Annotated in this window: 15 protein-coding genes; 2 read left to right on the top strand and 13 right to left on the bottom strand. The window is 59.9% G+C overall.

Annotated features, from left to right (window positions below):
• Positions 1 to 9: 9 nt before the first annotated feature.
• Positions 10 to 1,392 carry a DNA repair protein RadA gene (gene radA, locus SANT_RS17460; RefSeq protein ID WP_025423546.1) on the bottom strand — a complete coding sequence of 461 codons (1,383 nt, stop codon included), beginning with the start codon at positions 1,390 to 1,392 and terminating at the stop codon, positions 10 to 12.
• Between the two features lie 63 nt (positions 1,393 to 1,455).
• Positions 1,456 to 2,433: a phosphoserine phosphatase gene (gene serB, locus SANT_RS17465; RefSeq protein WP_025423547.1), complete on the bottom strand. Its 978-nt coding sequence runs from the start codon at positions 2,431 to 2,433 to the stop codon at positions 1,456 to 1,458.
• 107 nt (positions 2,434 to 2,540) lie between these two features.
• Between serB and SANT_RS17470 the strand changes: the two genes are divergently transcribed.
• The gene (locus SANT_RS17470) at positions 2,541 to 3,245 is read left to right on the top strand and encodes a YtjB family periplasmic protein (RefSeq protein WP_025423548.1); all 705 of its coding nucleotides are present in this window, start codon (positions 2,541 to 2,543) and stop codon (positions 3,243 to 3,245) included.
• 28 nt (positions 3,246 to 3,273) lie between these two features.
• On the opposite strand, the gene deoD is transcribed toward SANT_RS17470, so the two are convergent.
• The 11 genes from deoD to SANT_RS17525 form a co-directional block, all read right to left on the bottom strand.
• The gene (gene deoD / locus SANT_RS17475) at positions 3,274 to 3,993 is read right to left on the bottom strand and encodes a purine-nucleoside phosphorylase (protein WP_025423549.1); all 720 of its coding nucleotides are present in this window, start codon (positions 3,991 to 3,993) and stop codon (positions 3,274 to 3,276) included.
• A gap of 155 nt (positions 3,994 to 4,148) precedes the next feature.
• Positions 4,149 to 5,372, bottom strand: a complete 1,224-nt coding sequence (gene deoB / locus SANT_RS17480; protein WP_025423550.1) for a phosphopentomutase — start codon at positions 5,370 to 5,372, stop codon at positions 4,149 to 4,151.
• Between the two features lie 102 nt (positions 5,373 to 5,474).
• Complete coding sequence (gene deoA, locus SANT_RS17485) at positions 5,475 to 6,806, bottom strand: thymidine phosphorylase (RefSeq protein ID WP_025423551.1); 1,332 nt, start codon at positions 6,804 to 6,806, stop codon at positions 5,475 to 5,477.
• A 77-nt stretch (positions 6,807 to 6,883) separates the two neighbouring features.
• Entirely contained in the window at positions 6,884 to 7,663 is a 780-nt protein-coding gene (gene deoC, locus SANT_RS17490; protein ID WP_025423552.1) for a deoxyribose-phosphate aldolase, read from the bottom strand.
• A 542-nt stretch (positions 7,664 to 8,205) separates the two neighbouring features.
• Positions 8,206 to 9,033, bottom strand: coding sequence for a TatD family hydrolase (locus SANT_RS17495; RefSeq protein WP_025423553.1), 828 nt, complete (start codon positions 9,031 to 9,033; stop codon positions 8,206 to 8,208).
• A gap of 451 nt (positions 9,034 to 9,484) precedes the next feature.
• A complete protein-coding gene (locus tag SANT_RS17505) occupies positions 9,485 to 9,676 on the bottom strand; it encodes a CsbD family protein (protein ID WP_025423555.1) in 192 nt (63 codons plus the stop codon).
• Positions 9,677 to 9,742: 66 nt separating this feature from the next.
• Positions 9,743 to 9,904, bottom strand: a complete 162-nt coding sequence (locus SANT_RS23550) for a DUF1328 domain-containing protein (protein ID WP_011410256.1) — start codon at positions 9,902 to 9,904, stop codon at positions 9,743 to 9,745.
• A gap of 143 nt (positions 9,905 to 10,047) precedes the next feature.
• Entirely contained in the window at positions 10,048 to 10,662 is a 615-nt protein-coding gene (osmY, locus tag SANT_RS17510) for a molecular chaperone OsmY (RefSeq protein WP_025244789.1), read from the bottom strand.
• Between the two features lie 740 nt (positions 10,663 to 11,402).
• Positions 11,403 to 12,992: a peptide chain release factor 3 gene (prfC, locus tag SANT_RS17515; RefSeq protein WP_025423556.1), complete on the bottom strand. Its 1,590-nt coding sequence runs from the start codon at positions 12,990 to 12,992 to the stop codon at positions 11,403 to 11,405.
• Positions 12,993 to 13,114: 122 nt separating this feature from the next.
• Complete coding sequence (rimI, locus tag SANT_RS17520; RefSeq protein ID WP_025423557.1) at positions 13,115 to 13,558, bottom strand: ribosomal protein S18-alanine N-acetyltransferase; 444 nt, start codon at positions 13,556 to 13,558, stop codon at positions 13,115 to 13,117.
• A complete protein-coding gene (locus tag SANT_RS17525; protein ID WP_025423558.1) occupies positions 13,527 to 13,940 on the bottom strand; it encodes a DNA polymerase III subunit psi in 414 nt (137 codons plus the stop codon). The genes rimI and SANT_RS17525 overlap by 32 nt, the downstream gene beginning before the upstream one ends.
• Positions 13,941 to 14,052: 112 nt before the next feature.
• On the opposite strand from SANT_RS17525, the gene rsmC reads away from it, so the two are divergent.
• Positions 14,053 to 15,105, top strand: coding sequence for a 16S rRNA (guanine(1207)-N(2))-methyltransferase RsmC (rsmC, locus tag SANT_RS17530; protein ID WP_025423559.1), 1,053 nt, complete (start codon positions 14,053 to 14,055; stop codon positions 15,103 to 15,105).
• Positions 15,106 to 15,161 lie beyond the last annotated feature (56 nt).

The following is a 15,161-nucleotide window of genomic DNA, read 5'->3' on the forward strand; positions in this document are numbered from 1 at the left end:
TCCTCAGCGTCAGAGTTCTTCCCGTATCGCCAGCGCGTCGGCCAGTTTTTTTACGCCGAAGATCTGCATATTTTCCGGCATTTTTTTCGGCACGTTGGCCTGCGGCACGATGGCGCGGCGAAAACCGTGTTTGGCGGCCTCGGTGATCCGCTCCTGTCCACTCGGAACCGGGCGGATCTCCCCCGCCAGACCGACTTCGCCGAAAACCACCAGATCTTTCGGCAACGGGCGGTCGCGCAGACTGGATACCATCGCCAGCATCAGCGCCAAATCGGCGCTGGTTTCGCTGACCTTCACCCCGCCGACGACGTTGACAAAGACATCCTGATCCGCCATCTGCAGCCCGCCGTGGCGGTGTAGCACCGCCAGCAGGATCGCCAGCCGGTTTTGCTCCAGCCCCACCGCCACCCGGCGCGGATTGGCCATCATCGAATGATCCACCAGCGCCTGGATCTCGACCAGCAGCGGGCGGGTGCCTTCCCACACCACCATCACGCTGCTGCCGGGCGTCATCTCCTCCCCACGGCTTAGGAATATCGCCGAGGGGTTGCTGACTTCGCGCAGCCCTTGCTCGGTCATGGCGAACACGCCAAGCTCATTCACCGCGCCGAACCGGTTTTTATGGCTGCGCAGCGTACGGAAACGGGAATCGGAATCGCCGTCCAGCATAATGGAGCAATCGATACAGTGCTCAAGCACCTTCGGCCCCGCCAATGAGCCGTCTTTGGTCACATGGCCAACCATGATTATCGCCACGCCCTGGGTTTTGGCGAAGCGAGTCAGATAGGCAGCGGATTCCCGCACCTGGGCGACGCTGCCCGGCGAGGACTGCACATCGGCCATGTGCATAACTTGAATCGAGTCGATGACCATCAAGCGCGGTTTTTCCTGCGAGGCAATCAGGCAAATTTGCTCGATACTGGTTTCCGACAGCATATTCAGTTCGCCGGTGGGCAGCCCGAGCCGGTGCGCACGCATCGCCACCTGCTGGAGGGACTCCTCGCCGGTGACGTACAGGGTTTTCATTTCGCCGGCCAGCTTGCAGAGCGTTTGCAGCAGCAGCGTACTTTTCCCGGCGCCGGGGCTGCCGCCAATCAAAATGGCGCTACCCGGCACCATGCCGCCGCCCAGCACGCGATCCAGCTCGTTAAAACCCGTAGAGAAGCGAGGCAGCGCTTCCAGGCTGATGTCCGAAAGCTTTTGCACTCTGCTCACGCCGCTCTCGCCGGCGTAGCCGCTGAACCGCTCGTTGCGCGCCGCCGCCGGCGTGGCGGCAAGGCGCACTTCGGTGATGGTGTTCCAGGCATGGCAAGCGGTGCATTGCCCCTGCCAGCGGGGATAATCCGCACCGCATTCGTTACATACAAAAGCGCGTTTTACCGCTTTAGCCACAGATTACCTCGGCAAGATAGGGCGCGCCGGACGCCGCGGTCGATACGCCGCGGGCGGGCACGCTCAGCGTTCATCGTGTTTGAGATTGCCGCTCAGGATGCACAGCACTCCCAGCAGATCGGCGTGACGAATCGTCACCTTACTCTGTTCATTGACTTTCGGCTTGGCGTGGAACGCAATACCCAGACCTGCTGATTGTATCATCAATAAATCATTTGCACCGTCGCCAATCGCCACCGTCTGGCTGATGGGGATGGCCAACTTGTCCGCCAGGCGCGTCAATTCCCGCGCTTTGTAACCGGCATCCACCACCTCCCCCAACACCTCACCGGTCAAGCGGCCATCGCGAATTTCAAGCTCATTGGCGGCGATGGAAACCAAACGCAGTTTGTCACGCAGTAATTCGGCGAAGTAGGTAAAGCCGCCGGAGGCGATAGCGACATGCCAGCCCAGGCTCTGCAGCTTTTTCGTCAGCTGGGTCAGACCGGGCATCAGCGGTAACGCCTCGCGCACCTGCCTCAAAATATCGGCATCGGCCCCTTGAAGGGTGGCGACCCGCTGGCGCAGGCTGGCGGTGAAATCCAGCTCGCCGCGCATCGCCCGCTCGGTGACCTCGGCCACCTGTGCGCCAACGCCCGCCAGTTTGGCGATTTCATCGATGCACTCGATTTGTATCGCCGTGGAGTCCATATCCATAATCAGCAGGCCCGGCGCGCGCAAATGGGGCGTCTTGCCAAAGGGGGCCACGTCCAGGCCGTGATCATGGGCCAGCCGCGTGGCGCGCGCCGTCAGCGACCCCGCCAGACGCACCACCCGATAGTCGTCGATTTGCCAGGCGGAAACCACCACCATCGCCGCGCCTAGCGCGCGCTGATACCGCGACAGACTCTGTTTATCCAAATTTTTGCCGTATAATAACCAACCGGTATGGCCCGCCCGATAATCCAGCGGCATGACCTCATCGCCGCTTAATGACAAAGGCAATCCCGGCCAGTGTGAAATCCCCTCGGGCAGATCGCAGTAGGTCAGACTATTGGGCATTTTGACTCCTGTAGGATGATGTTCAGCCGCCGTTAGCAACGCGCAACAAGCTATCCTATCGCCGGCGCTTCTGGCAACATAAAGCGTCCAAAAGAGAAAGGAAACCTATGGCCCGCGCCAGATTCTCGTTCCGTTTACACCGCACGGTTATCGTGCTGATTTGCGTCGCGCTGCTGGTGGTGTTGATGCAGGGCGCGACCTATTTCAGCCTGAGCCACCAAATGGCCCGCTCGGCACAGGTGGAGGAGTTGGCGGATACGCTGATTCGCCAGGTCACCGGCGAGCTGGCGCCCTTGATGGCCAGCCGTGACGACAACAGCGCGCCCATCAAATCGGTGCTGGACCGCCTCACGGGCAATAGCCGCATTCTCGACGCCAGCGTGTATAACATGGACGGCAGTCTGGTGGCCCGCTCGGGCGAAAACATCAGCGTACGCGACCGGCTGGCTATCGGCAACCAGCGGGCGGGCAGCTTCTTCAATCACCAGTTGGTGCGGACAATCGAAGATGACAAAGGCCCGAGCGGTTTTGTCCGTCTGACGCTGGATACCCACGTGTTGGAGATTGAGGCCAAACAGGTGGATAACACCACTAACCTGCTGCGCCTCATGATGCTGCTGGCGCTCGCCATCGGCATTATCCTGGCACGTACGCTGCTGCAAAACCGTCGCAGCCGCTGGCAGCAGTCGCCTTACCTGCTCACCGCCAGTACGCCGCTGGCGGAACGGCGCGCGGAAGAAGATGACGCCGCGCTCCCCACGGACGACGCCAAGCCGCCCGCAACCGACGTCAAGCCCCCCGACGCGCCCTGAGACGGCGCAGCCCCAGCCCGGCAACGATTTAGCGCGCGTCGCCCAATAATACCGATTCCAGCGCCACTTCAATCATATCGTTGAACGTGGTCTGGCGATCGGCCGCGCTTAAAGCTTCTCCACTGCGAATATGATCGGACACGGTGCAAATCGCCAGCGCGCGCGCGCCAAATTCCGCCGCCACGCCATAAATCCCGGCGGCTTCCATTTCCACGCCCAAAATGCCGTATTTTTCCAGCACGTCGAACATCTGCGGATCGGGAGTGTAGAACAGATCGGCGGAGAAAATATTGCCCACGCGCACCGGAATGCCGGCGGCGTTAGCCGCATCCACCGCATTGCGCACCATATCGAAATCGGCGATGGCGGCGAAATCGTGATCTTTAAAACGCATGCGGTTCACTTTGGAATCGGTGCTGGCGCCCATGCCGATAACGATATCCCGCACATTGACGTCGCTTCTAATCGCGCCGCAGGAGCCTACGCGGATAATCTGTTTCACGCCGAAATCGGTAATCAGCTCTTTAGTGTAAATCGAGCAGGACGGAATGCCCATACCGTGCCCCATTACCGAGACGGCCCGCCCTTTATAGCTGCCGGTATAGCCCAGCATGCCGCGCACCTGATTCACTTCCCGGGCATCGGAAAGGAAGGTGTTGGCAATATGCTGCGCCCGCAGCGGATCGCCCGGCATAAGCACAACCTCGGCGAAATCGCCCATTTCAGCATTAATATGCGGCGTAGCCATACTCTGATTCCTTGTTATGTTGAAGATAAAAACGGGCCGTCGACCCCAACAGACCCACGGCCAATAGCCACGGTTGATTGACCGGCCGCTTAGCGCGACGTCGAGGCAACGTCAGGGCGCCGGCCGTGTTATCGACGGGCGCCGCCCCGCACGGCTTAAATTATCGCTTTGCCATAGTCCATCGGCGAGAGGCCGAAGTAGCGCGCCACCGTCTGGCCTATATCGGCGAATGTCGTGCGATGGCCATAAAAACCCGGATTCACTTTCGGACCATAGATCAGCACCGGCACATGCTCACGGGTATGATCGGTACCGTGCCAGGTGGGATCGCAGCCGTGATCGGCGGTGAGGATCAAGATATCATTGTCTTTCACCCGCGACATCAGCTCCGGCAAACGGCGGTCAAACAGCTCCAGCGCTGCCGCGTAACCGGCCACATCCCGCCGGTGGCCGTAGGCGGAATCGAAGTCAACGAAATTGGTGAACACCAGGGTGTTATCCCCCGCCGCGTCCATTTCCCGCACCGTCGCATCGAATAAGGCATCGAGGCCGGTGGCCTTCACCTTTTTACTGATGCCCACCTGGGCATAAATATCGGCAATCTTACCCACCGACACCACCGTCCCGCCTTTCTCTTCCACCAGCTTTTGCAAGATGGTGGCGGAGGGCGGCGGCACCGCTAAATCGTGTCGGTTGCCGGTACGCTCAAATTGGCCGGCCTTCGCGCCGACGAAGGGCCGGGCGATGACGCGGCCGATATTGTAACCGCCGTCGGTGAGAATCTCGCGCGCTATCTCGCACAAATCATACAGACGCTGTAGGCCGAAAGTCTCTTCGTGGCAGGCTATCTGAAACACCGAATCCGCCGAGGTATAAAAAATCGGCTTGCCGGTGCGCATATGCTCTTCCCCCAACCGATCGAGGATCACCGTCCCCGAGGCGTGGCAATTGCCGAGAAAACCCGGCAAGCCCGCGCGGGCGACCAGCGTCTCCAGCAGCGCCGGCGGGAAGCTGTTCTCCGTTTCCGGGAAATAGCCCCAGTCGAACAGCACCGGTACGCCCGCGATTTCCCAGTGTCCCGATGGCGTATCTTTACCGGAGGAAATTTCGCTGGCATAGGCGTATGCGCCAATGATCTCCGCCTGCTTATCCAGCCCCGACGGAAAATGCCCGGTGGATTGTTCGGCGGCTTTGCCCAGCCCGAGGCGCGTCAGATGAGGCAGCTTCAGCGGCCCGTTGCGTCCGTGATTGGCGTCGCCGCGCTCACAGCGCTCGGCGATATGCCCCAGAGTGTCCGACCCGCGATCGCCAAATTTATCGGCATCGCCAGCAGCCCCGATACCGAATGAGTCCAGCACCATGATGAATACACGTTGCATCATTGTTCTCCTGCTTGCGGCGCAATGCCGGCCTATCGGCCGCTTTTGCACCGCGTTCGAGGGGAGCGGTGCGCGCCGCTCCCGCAATAAAAAGCCGGCAGACTAACCGGCCGCCGCCGTAATGCGGCGGTAAACGACCGGTAACGCTTCCGGCGCCCCGTCGCCGAGCTGGATGGCCGCGCGCACCGCCTCGGCCGCGCGCATCCAGCTTTCCTCGCTGGCGGCGTGGATTATGGCCAGCGGCGTCGCACCGTCGACATAGTCCCCCAGCCGCGCCATATCGGTTAAACCGACGCTATAATCGATGGCGTCGCTGGCCCGCTGACGGCCGCCGCCGAGCGCTACAACGGTCATCCCGAGCGCGCGGGTATCCATGGCGCGGATATAACCCGCGCTGGCGGGGAAGACCGGCTTACTTAGCGTCGCCACCGGCAGATAGTGATCATAGCGCTGGATAAAGTCCGCCGGACCGCCCTGCGCCGCCACCATCCGGCCGAAGCGTTCCGCCGCCTCGCCGCTGTCCAGCGCCCGCAATAGCGCCGCGCGCGCCTCGGTCTCGCCGTGCGCCAGGCCGGCGGTTATCAGCATTTCGCTGCACAGCGCCATCGTGACCTCAAACAGCCGCGGGTTGCGTTCGTCATTGGTCAAAAAACGGACCGCTTCGCGAACTTCCAGCGCATTGCCAGCGCTGGAGGCCAGGACCTGATTCATATCGGTCAGTAGCGCGGTGGTTTTGCACCCCGCGCCGTTGGCGACGCCCACAATGGCCTGCGCCAGCGCCTCGGAGCGCGCGAAAGTGGGCATCAGGGCGCCGGAGCCCACCTTCACATCCATCACCAGCGCATCAAGCCCTTCCGCCAGTTTCTTCGCCAGAATCGAGGCAGTGATAAGCGGAATCGAATCCACCGTAGCGGTAATATCGCGGGTGGCGTAGATGCGCTTATCCGCCGGCGCCAGCGAATGGGTTTGCCCCATAATCGCCACGCCAACGTGTTTGATCTGGGCGCGGAAGGCGTCGTCGTCCAGGAAAATCGATAGCCCCGGAATCGCCTCCAGTTTGTCGAGCGTACCGCCGGTATGCCCCAGCCCGCGCCCCGACACCATCGGCACGAAACCGCCGCAGGCGGCGATCATCGGCCCCAGCATCAGCGAGGTGACATCCCCCACGCCGCCGGTGGAATGCTTATCCACCACCGGCCCGCTTAACCCATCCCGGCGCCAATCCAGCGTATGGCCGGAGTCGCGCATCGCCAGCGTCAGCGCCACGCGCTCTTCCAGATTCATGTCGTGAAAGAAGATGGTCATCGCCAGGGCGGCGATTTGCCCCTCTGAGACGGTATTATCGCGCACGCCGTTGACGAAAAAGCGAATTTCCTCCGCGCTCAGCGGCTCGCCATCCCGCTTTTTACGGATAATTTCTTGTGCCAGAAACACGGTTTCCTCCCGGCAAAGCAAAACGGGCCTTAGCCCGAAAAACGGCCTATGCCGCTGCGACGGCGGGCCGCCACGGCTTAATACCCGTTTTTGGCAGGCGGTGCTTCCTGTCCCAGCACCGTCAACAAACTGCCCAATAGACTGGAGGCGCCGAAACGGAAATGACGGGGGTTGACCCAGCCTTCGCCCATGATCTCATCGGCAAGGGCCAAATAGGCCGCGGCCTCTTCGGCGGTGCGCACGCCGCCGGCGGCTTTGAACCCCACGCGATCGCCGACGCCCTCTTCTGCGATGACGTTCAGCATGATGCCGGCGCTCTCAAGCGTCGCGTTGACCGGCACTTTACCGGTAGAGGTTTTAATAAAATCAGCGCCGCCCGCAATCGCGATTTGCGATGCCCGACGGATGAAATCCGCCCGGCGCAGTTCACCGCTCTCTATGATCACTTTCAGCAGCACCTGTGAGGCATGGCACAGTTCGCTGGCCTGTTTCACCATTTCCAAACCAATTTGCTCATTGCCGGCGATAAGCGCGCGATAGGGGAACACGATATCTACCTCATCCGCGCCGTAGGCGATAGCGGCGCGAGTTTCCGCCAGCGCGATGTCGAGGCAGTCATTACCGTGGGGGAAATTGGTCACGGTGGCAATGCGCACCGCCGTGCTGCCCTGGGCGTTCAACGTCTGCCGGGCAAGGGGAATAAAGCGCGGATAGAGACACACCGCCGCGGTCTCGCCCACCGAAGTGTGGGCCTGGCGGCATAAAGCGATGACCTTTTCATCGGTATCGTCATCATTCAAGGTGGTCAGATCCATGAGGCTCAGCGCACGCTGGGCCGCAAGGGTTAATTGATTCATTTTACTCTCCAACTTACCGTTTTTCGCCGTGGGGCGAATCAGCAAACAGAGCGCGGAACAGACGGCTGTTCACGCGCAACAAGGTTGGCGAGCGGACTTGGTTCCATGAAGAGCTACCCGCCGGCCATGCAGACCGCGGGCGTCAGAGTTCCTTCTCGCCGCGCCATTATCCAGTGCACGGGGTATCCTGCTCTCCCCGTATTGCGCTGACGCTATTTTTTCATATTTAAGCGAAATTAGCTGCTGCATTATCGCGTTTTATGCGCGACAACACGGAATTCATGCTGCCCGCGCGCCTTCCGCCGTCTGGTCATGGCTGAACGCATTTATCTTAGCGCGTCCAGCGTGGGTGCGCGTTCCGCGGCCCTCATGGCTGAACGTCTTTCTCGCCGCGCGCGCCCTCACGGTGCACGTTCTGCGATCTTTAGGGTTGAACGTCTTTCTCGCAGAGCGGCCACTTCAGGTGCGCGTTCCGCGGCCTTTAGGGCTGAACCGCGTGTCGCCCGCAGGGGCGCGTCCTCTCGCTTTTATGGCGGCGCCCTTTACCGCGCAGCGGCACCCGGCAGATGACTTTCCCCGGCAGGCTTTGCCCGCAGCCCGAACAGACGCAGGCTATTGTGATAAAGCGTCTCGGCAATCTCCGCCGGCGGCTCGCGGCGCAGATCGCATAGCGCAGCGAAGGTCTGGCGGATCCGCTCCGGGCGGTTAGGCTGGCCTTGGTAACCGGACAGCGGCATATCAGGCGCATCGGTCTCCAGCAGCAGGCACGACAACGGCAATCGCGCCATGACATCACGGGTTTTACTGGCGCGGGCATACGTGATGGTACCGCCGACGCCGAGATAGTACCCCAGACGACGAAATGCGTCCGCCTGCTGATAGCTGCCGGCAAAACCATGTACCACCCCGGTACGCGGCACGCTAATGGTTCGCAATAGCTTGGCCAGCCTGTCGTGCGTTCGGCGGGAGTGCAGTATCACCGGCAAATCGTAGCGCGCCGCCAGGCGCAGCTGCGCCGACAATAACGCCAGTTGGCGCGGCAGCTGCGGCTGCGGCATATAGGTATCCAGGCCGATTTCCCCGACCGCCGTCAGCCGCGCACGGTGCTGGCGTAAATGCTGCTCTAATAAGTCGACATCCGCATCCTGGTGCTGTTCAATGGCGATGGGATGCAAACCGAGCGCGGCATGCAGCATCGGGTGCCGCTCTGCCAGCGCCAACACATCGGCGAAGCGCGCGGCCGCCACCGATGGCACCACAATACCGTCAATCCCGGCGGCGGCCGCCTGACGTAAACTTTGCTGTTCCTCGCCCAAAAACGGCGGGAAATCGAAATGACAATGCGTGTCGATAAAGCGCGGTGGGTTCATGAGCCTCCCCTGTGCCGGCTGCCTCGCGTTAGTCGGCCGAGCCGTGTTCCTCATCAAGCTTATAACATAAAGCGCCTTTGGGCAGTGACACGCCTTCACCCCTGCGAACAACCGGCAACCGGCTGTACATCGCAATAGCCGCACGTCGATAAGCCGCCGCGTCCTGCTGTGCTTCAAGAGTCCGCAACGCGTGGGGCGGCGGACCAACGGTAAGTCTCAGCGCCGCAGCGAAGATCGCCCTTAATGGAAGAGTCCGTCTTGAGCAGTACAATGACACCAGGGTTACGGTCTTGAGCAGCATAATGACGCCGGGGTTACGGTCAACGCGATGAATACGCTAGGTAGGGCAAACAGTGACGATGGCGGTAGTGAATTGACTAAAAGCGAGGCTTGAACGAAAACGGCGTCACAATCTGTCGCCGGCGGGCGCGACAGGCAACGGGACGGTGATTCAGTGGCAGGATTTGCTGGCTAGCGGCGATACCGGTTTCACCGACTTGCCGTAGTCCTCTTGTAAAACGCCGGAGAGGTAATCATTGCTTCCCGCAACCCAGGCACAGTCGCTATCAAACCACTCTGCCCACAACAACCACATCTGGCTTTTCCACTGTTTCAATCTGCCTACCACGATGTCGTTATTCATAAGCCTCTCCGGAAATAACCGTTCAACATGACTGGCCCGAAGGCCAGTGGCTGTTTCAAAGCTTCACTACCTGCCGCGACGGCCGGTAAACAGGCTTATCAGGAACAGGATAATACCGACGACGAATACGATTTTCGCTGCCCAGGCAGCCGTACCCGCCAGACCACCAAACCCTAATGCAGCTGCAATCAAGGCAATAACCAGAAAAATAATGCCCCAACGAAACATAAGCCTCTCCTTACCCAAATGATGGAAGTACAACTTTTGTGTTACCGGAGGAGAGGGAGCTTGCCCCTCTTCCTATGACGATACCGGTTGTTTTAGTCCCTTTAACCGCAAATTGACCGCGGTTACTTCGCAAGCCGCCCGGATTACTGACCGGACGTCAGGTCGTTTTTAACGCTCTTCACGCCATCCACCGCTTTGGCAACGCTTTCTGCACGGGTGATCTGCGTCGCATTTTCCACTTTACCGCTCAACTGCACGATACCGTCGGTGGTTTCCACTTTAATCATCCGCGACGGTACGCTCTTGTCGGCCAGAAATTTCGCTTTCACTTCGCTGGTAATCGCCGCATCGCTGGCGTAGGTCTTGACCGACGTTTTATTGGTTTCCTTGACGTGCAACTTATCGCTAACCGATTTCACGCCTTTCACCGTGCGCGCTGAGGCGACGGCTTTTTCCGCCTGGCTTTGGTTGGCGACAAAACCGCTCAGCGTCACCACGCCTTCATTGGTTTCAACGGAAATGTCGTTGCTGTTAACGGCTTCATTGCCGACCAGCGCGCTTTTGACTTTCGCGGTAATGGCGCTGTCGCCCATGTACCCCGACGCTGACTTCATTGAGCTATCGATTTTCTGCCCCGTGGTGTTCGCCGCGGACTTGGCGTCCTGCGTCACGGAGGTATCCGCCATTGCGGTTGCGCCGGCCAGGACTGAACCCAGTACGATAGCCGTCAACGATTGTGCAATCTTGGTCTTATTCATCGATGTTTTCCTTTTGTCATTCCACCCAATGCCTGGGCGATGCGCCACAACTGTAGCCTGAATAATGCGCCGCCGCTTCACGAGCCGGTCTGGCATCCAACAATTTCCGCGTCCTGCACCCTTGCAGTGACCCTTCATTAAAAAAAGCGTAAGGTGATAGCCACGCTTGCTGCGGTCTGATCTCCTGTTGACCTCATTCCCTTCTGGGGACCGTGGACAATAAACAGCCTATCTTCACGGCCTTAACAGCAAATTGCTCTGACTTCGCCGGATTTATTAGCTTAATTAACCGCTCCGTCAGTGACAATTTAACTATAGACCACCACAAGTAATTTGCATGCTCAGGGAAAAGAAAATCGTCAAATCAAAAGCAGAAGCAAGGATTTAGGAACTTTCCGGGACGCAAGCGGCCGCCGCCGCGGGCCGGACATCCAACAACTAACGTTTCGGCGAGCAGGCGTAAACACAGGCGCGCGGCGGGGACGTCGCCGCGGTCGCCAACGCCGATACAGGCGGCGCGCCGGTACATCGGCTGGGCAGCAACGCCACAACAGCAAAGAGGGGATAGCACCGCAGACGGCGACCCGGTTATCAACGGTCGGCGACACCCGCCGCGCGCGGCGCTATGCCGACGCGACGCCAAAACAGTGACACGCCTCCACCACAACGTCATCGTGCGACGCTGCCTGATAAGGGAAGTATGACGCCGCCGCTTTCGCGGCGGCCCAGGACAGACGCGATTAGTGTTCGCGCGTTTTATGGAACTGAATATCCGGATAGCGTTCCCGGGTCAGATTCAGGTTTACCATGCTTGGGGCGATATAAGAGAGGTTATCGCCGCCGTCGAGCGCCAAATTGAGTTCATTTTTGCGCTTGAATTCTTCCAACTTTTTGGCGTCGCCGCACTCCACCCAGCGAGCGGTGGAAACGTTTACTGATTCATACAGCGCTTCAACGTTGTATTCGCTCTTCAGCCGCGCCACGACCACATCAAACTGCAGCACGCCGACCGCGCCGACGATAAGATCGTTATTGGCCAGCGGGCGAAAGACCTGCACCGCCCCCTCTTCCGACAGTTGCACCAGCCCTTTAAGTAACTGCTTTTGCTTAAGCGGATCGCGCAGGCGGATACGGCGGAACAATTCCGGCGCGAAATTGGGGATACCGGTGAATTTCAGCTCTTCACCCTGGGTAAAGGTATCGCCAATCTGGATAGTCCCGTGGTTGTGTAGGCCGATGATATCGCCGGCGTAGGCTTCTTCGATATGGGAGCGGTCGCCCGCCATAAAGGTCAGCGCATCGGCGATAACGACATCCTTACCGGTACGCACCTGGCGCAGTTTCATGCTCTTTTCATAGCGGCCGGAGACAACGCGCAAAAACGCCACCCGGTCCCGGTGCCGTGGATCCATGTTGGCCTGGATTTTAAAAACGAATCCGGTGAACTTCTCTTCGTCCGCGCGCACCACCCGAACGTCGGTCTGACGCGGCATGGGCGGCGGCGCCCAGGCCACCAGACCGTCCAGCATATGATCAACGCCAAAGTTGCCCAGGGCGGTACCAAAAAAGACCGGTGTCAGCTCGCCCGCCAGGAAAGCCTGTTCGTCAAAGGGATGGGACGCGCCCTGCACCAGTTCCAGCTCTTCGCGCAGTTGCGCGGCCAGATCCTCGCCCACCGCCTGATCCAGTTCCGGGTTGTCCAACCCTTTTACCACCCGCACTGCCTGGATGGTATGACCCTGACCGCTTTGGTAAAGGTAGGTTTCATCTTTCGCCAGATGATAAATGCCCTTGAACAGCTTACCGCAGCCGATAGGCCACGTGATCGGCGCGCAGGCAATACGCAGCTCGCTTTCCACTTCATCAAGCAATTCCATCGGATCGCGTATATCGCGGTCCACCTTATTCATAAAGGTCAGGATCGGCGTGTCGCGCAGGCGGGTGACTTCCATCAGTTTGCGGGTCCGATCTTCAACCCCTTTGGCGGCGTCGATCACCATCAAACAGCAGTCCACCGCCGTCAGGGTGCGGTAGGTATCTTCGGAGAAGTCCTCGTGCCCTGGCGTATCCAGCAGATTGACCAGTGCCTGGCGGTAAGGAAATTGCATCACGGATGTGGTAATGGAAATACCGCGCTGCTTTTCCATTTCCATCCAGTCGGATTTAGCGTGCTGATTAGAGCCGCGGCCCTTCACGGTGCCGGCGGTTTGAATCGCCTGTCCGAACAGCAGCACTTTCTCAGTGATTGTTGTTTTACCGGCGTCTGGGTGCGAGATAATCGCGAAGGTGCGCCGTGCCGCAATTTCGTCGGCGTAGAGGTCGTTCTTCATGGTCACTTTCTCGATGGGCGCGCGGCAGGCGCGCGCCACAGTGTCTGTCTAAAGGGAATTTGCTGGTTGCAGATTCTACATGGTGTGGGTAGGCATTGATAGCTCCCCGGCCGGCGGCGGCGTCAGCCCAGCGGCAGCGCCATGATAACGGCATCCTCCCGGCCGTCCGCCGACGGGTAGTAATGGCGCCGAATCGAGACTTCATTAAACCCCAGCGCGCGATACAGGGCGATGGCCGGCGCATTGGATTGACGCACCTCCAGCCAAAGCGTCAATACTTGCCGCTGCTCCAGCTCGGCGATCACATGATCGAGCAGCGCCCGGCCGTGGCCTTGCCGCTGAAAGTCGGGGTGAACCGCAATGTTAAACAACGACGCTTCATCCAGCACGGTCTGGGTGATGGCGAAAGCCGCGATGCGATCGCCCACGCACAGTTTGAAATTCACATAGCGTTCGCCTTGATTGCCGGCAAAGGTTTTAGCGCTCCAGGGAAAGGCGTGGCTAGCCTGTTCTATGTGCCAGGCTTCGGTGAGATCAGCCGGCAGCAGCGGTAATATGGTATTCATCATCACTTATCCGGCGCCATAGCTCGCGCTTGGCGCCAGCATCCCCTGAAAGCGCCGCCAGCGGCGGCGTATGGAAAGACATTCCCTCGAATTCACGCAGGGCGTCAAGGCCGAGCCACCAGCAATGGCAACGGACATCGTCCGGCAGCATCATCACCTGTAAAGGCGTCACCCCGCAGAGCTGCGCCGGCGTCAGCGCCATGCTGCGCGCCACATCGGCCACCAGCGGATGATCGAGCGGCGGCGGCGCCTCGGCCACCAGCAATAAACGAATATGCCCCGGCAAGGTGATTGCCACCTCCCCCTGTAGCACCGCCGGGCGCCGGAGCGTCCATTGCGTAATGCCCAGTTGTTGTAACAGCCAATCGCGCCTTGTCGTCATTGTTTATCCCGTCGGCGGTCTCGATTCCGCGCCGCTATGCTACCAAACCCATCGAACCCAGGGCAATAAAGCACTATACTCCCTGCTCGAATTATTGAGGAGCGTTTGTCGCATGTCTGCATTAACCCCCGCCAGTGAAGTCATACTTCGGCATCAGGATACATTCTCAGATAAACAGGTATTGATTGCCGGCGATGTGCAGGATTTGCTGCCGGCCCGGCTTGAGGCGCGGAGTGTACGGGTTCATACCGCCTGGTTTCACCACCGGCAGACGCTGGCGCGCGCGCTGGGCGAGCAAGCGGTGCAATTCGGCCTGGTGGCGGACGCCGCCCTGGTCGGCGGGTGCGATACGCTGATTTACTTCTGGCCGAAAAACAAACCGGAAGCGCTGTTCCAGATGACCAATCTCCTGTCGCTGATGCCGTTGGGCTGCGATGTGTTCGTGGTGGGTGAAAACCGCAGCGGCGTGCGCAGCGCCGAAGCGATGCTGGACGTATGGTGTCCGCTGGGTAAGATCGATAGCGCCCGCCGCTGCGGGCTGTATCACGGCGAACTCGTTCAGCCACCCCGTTTCGATGCGGAGTCTTACTGGCAATCTTACTCGCTTGACGATGTGGTAATAAAAACCCTGCCGGGCGTGTTCAGCCGCGACGGGCTGGATAACGGCAGCCAGCTGCTGCTGTCAAGCTTTGAGCAGCCGATTCAAGGCCATGTGGCCGATATCGGCTGCGGCGCCGGCGTCCTGTCGGCGGTTCTGGCGAAAGGCGTGGCGGGGGTGCAGTTGACGCTCAGTGATGTGCACGCGCCGGCGCTGGCGGCCAGTCGCGCTACTCTGGCGGCCAACGGTCTGCAGGGGGAGGTGCTGGCGGGCGACGTCTACTCCGCCATCAGCGGCCGTTTCGATATGATCATCTCCAACCCGCCGTTCCACGACGGTATGCAAACCAATCTGAAAGCGGCGGAGACGCTGATTCGCGGCGCGCTGGACCATCTGCGCATCGGCGGCGAATTACGCATTGTCGCTAATGCTTTCCTGCCCTATCCGGATCTGCTGGATGCGGTATTCGGCAATCATAAAGTGCTGGCGCAAAACGGCCGCTTTAAGGTCTATCAGGCTTTTCATCAAGTGAAGCGTACCCGCGAGAACCGAGGAAAACGCCGCTAACGCCGGGTTGGCGCACCGTTGGCCGCCGCGCGCCGCTGGGCCCGGCGGGGCACGGT

Origin of the sequence: Sodalis praecaptivus (assembly GCF_000517425.1) — a bacterium.
Taxonomy (GTDB): Bacteria; Pseudomonadota; Gammaproteobacteria; order Enterobacterales; family Enterobacteriaceae; genus Sodalis_A; species Sodalis_A praecaptivus.

Coding starts and splice junctions, on each gene's coding strand:
- rimI (WP_025423557.1), bottom strand. CDS start 13,558: ATGAATACCATATTACCGCTGCTGCCGGCTGATCTCACCGAAGCCTGG.
- SANT_RS17505 (WP_025423555.1), bottom strand. CDS start 9,676: ATGAATAACGACATCGTGGTAGGCAGATTGAAACAGTGGAAAAGCCAG.
- deoC (WP_025423552.1), bottom strand. CDS start 7,663: ATGAATCAATTAACCCTTGCGGCCCAGCGTGCGCTGAGCCTCATGGAT.
- deoB (WP_025423550.1), bottom strand. CDS start 5,372: ATGCAACGTGTATTCATCATGGTGCTGGACTCATTCGGTATCGGGGCT.
- SANT_RS17525 (WP_025423558.1), bottom strand. CDS start 13,940: ATGACGACAAGGCGCGATTGGCTGTTACAACAACTGGGCATTACGCAA.
- serB (WP_025423547.1), bottom strand. CDS start 2,433: ATGCCCAATAGTCTGACCTACTGCGATCTGCCCGAGGGGATTTCACAC.
- SANT_RS17495 (WP_025423553.1), bottom strand. CDS start 9,033: ATGAACCCACCGCGCTTTATCGACACGCATTGTCATTTCGATTTCCCG.
- deoD (WP_025423549.1), bottom strand. CDS start 3,993: ATGGCTACGCCGCATATTAATGCTGAAATGGGCGATTTCGCCGAGGTT.
- osmY (WP_025244789.1), bottom strand. CDS start 10,662: ATGAATAAGACCAAGATTGCACAATCGTTGACGGCTATCGTACTGGGT.
- rsmC (WP_025423559.1), top strand. CDS start 14,053: ATGTCTGCATTAACCCCCGCCAGTGAAGTCATACTTCGGCATCAGGAT.
- SANT_RS17470 (WP_025423548.1), top strand. CDS start 2,541: ATGGCCCGCGCCAGATTCTCGTTCCGTTTACACCGCACGGTTATCGTG.
- prfC (WP_025423556.1), bottom strand. CDS start 12,992: ATGAAGAACGACCTCTACGCCGACGAAATTGCGGCACGGCGCACCTTC.
- SANT_RS23550 (WP_011410256.1), bottom strand. CDS start 9,904: ATGTTTCGTTGGGGCATTATTTTTCTGGTTATTGCCTTGATTGCAGCT.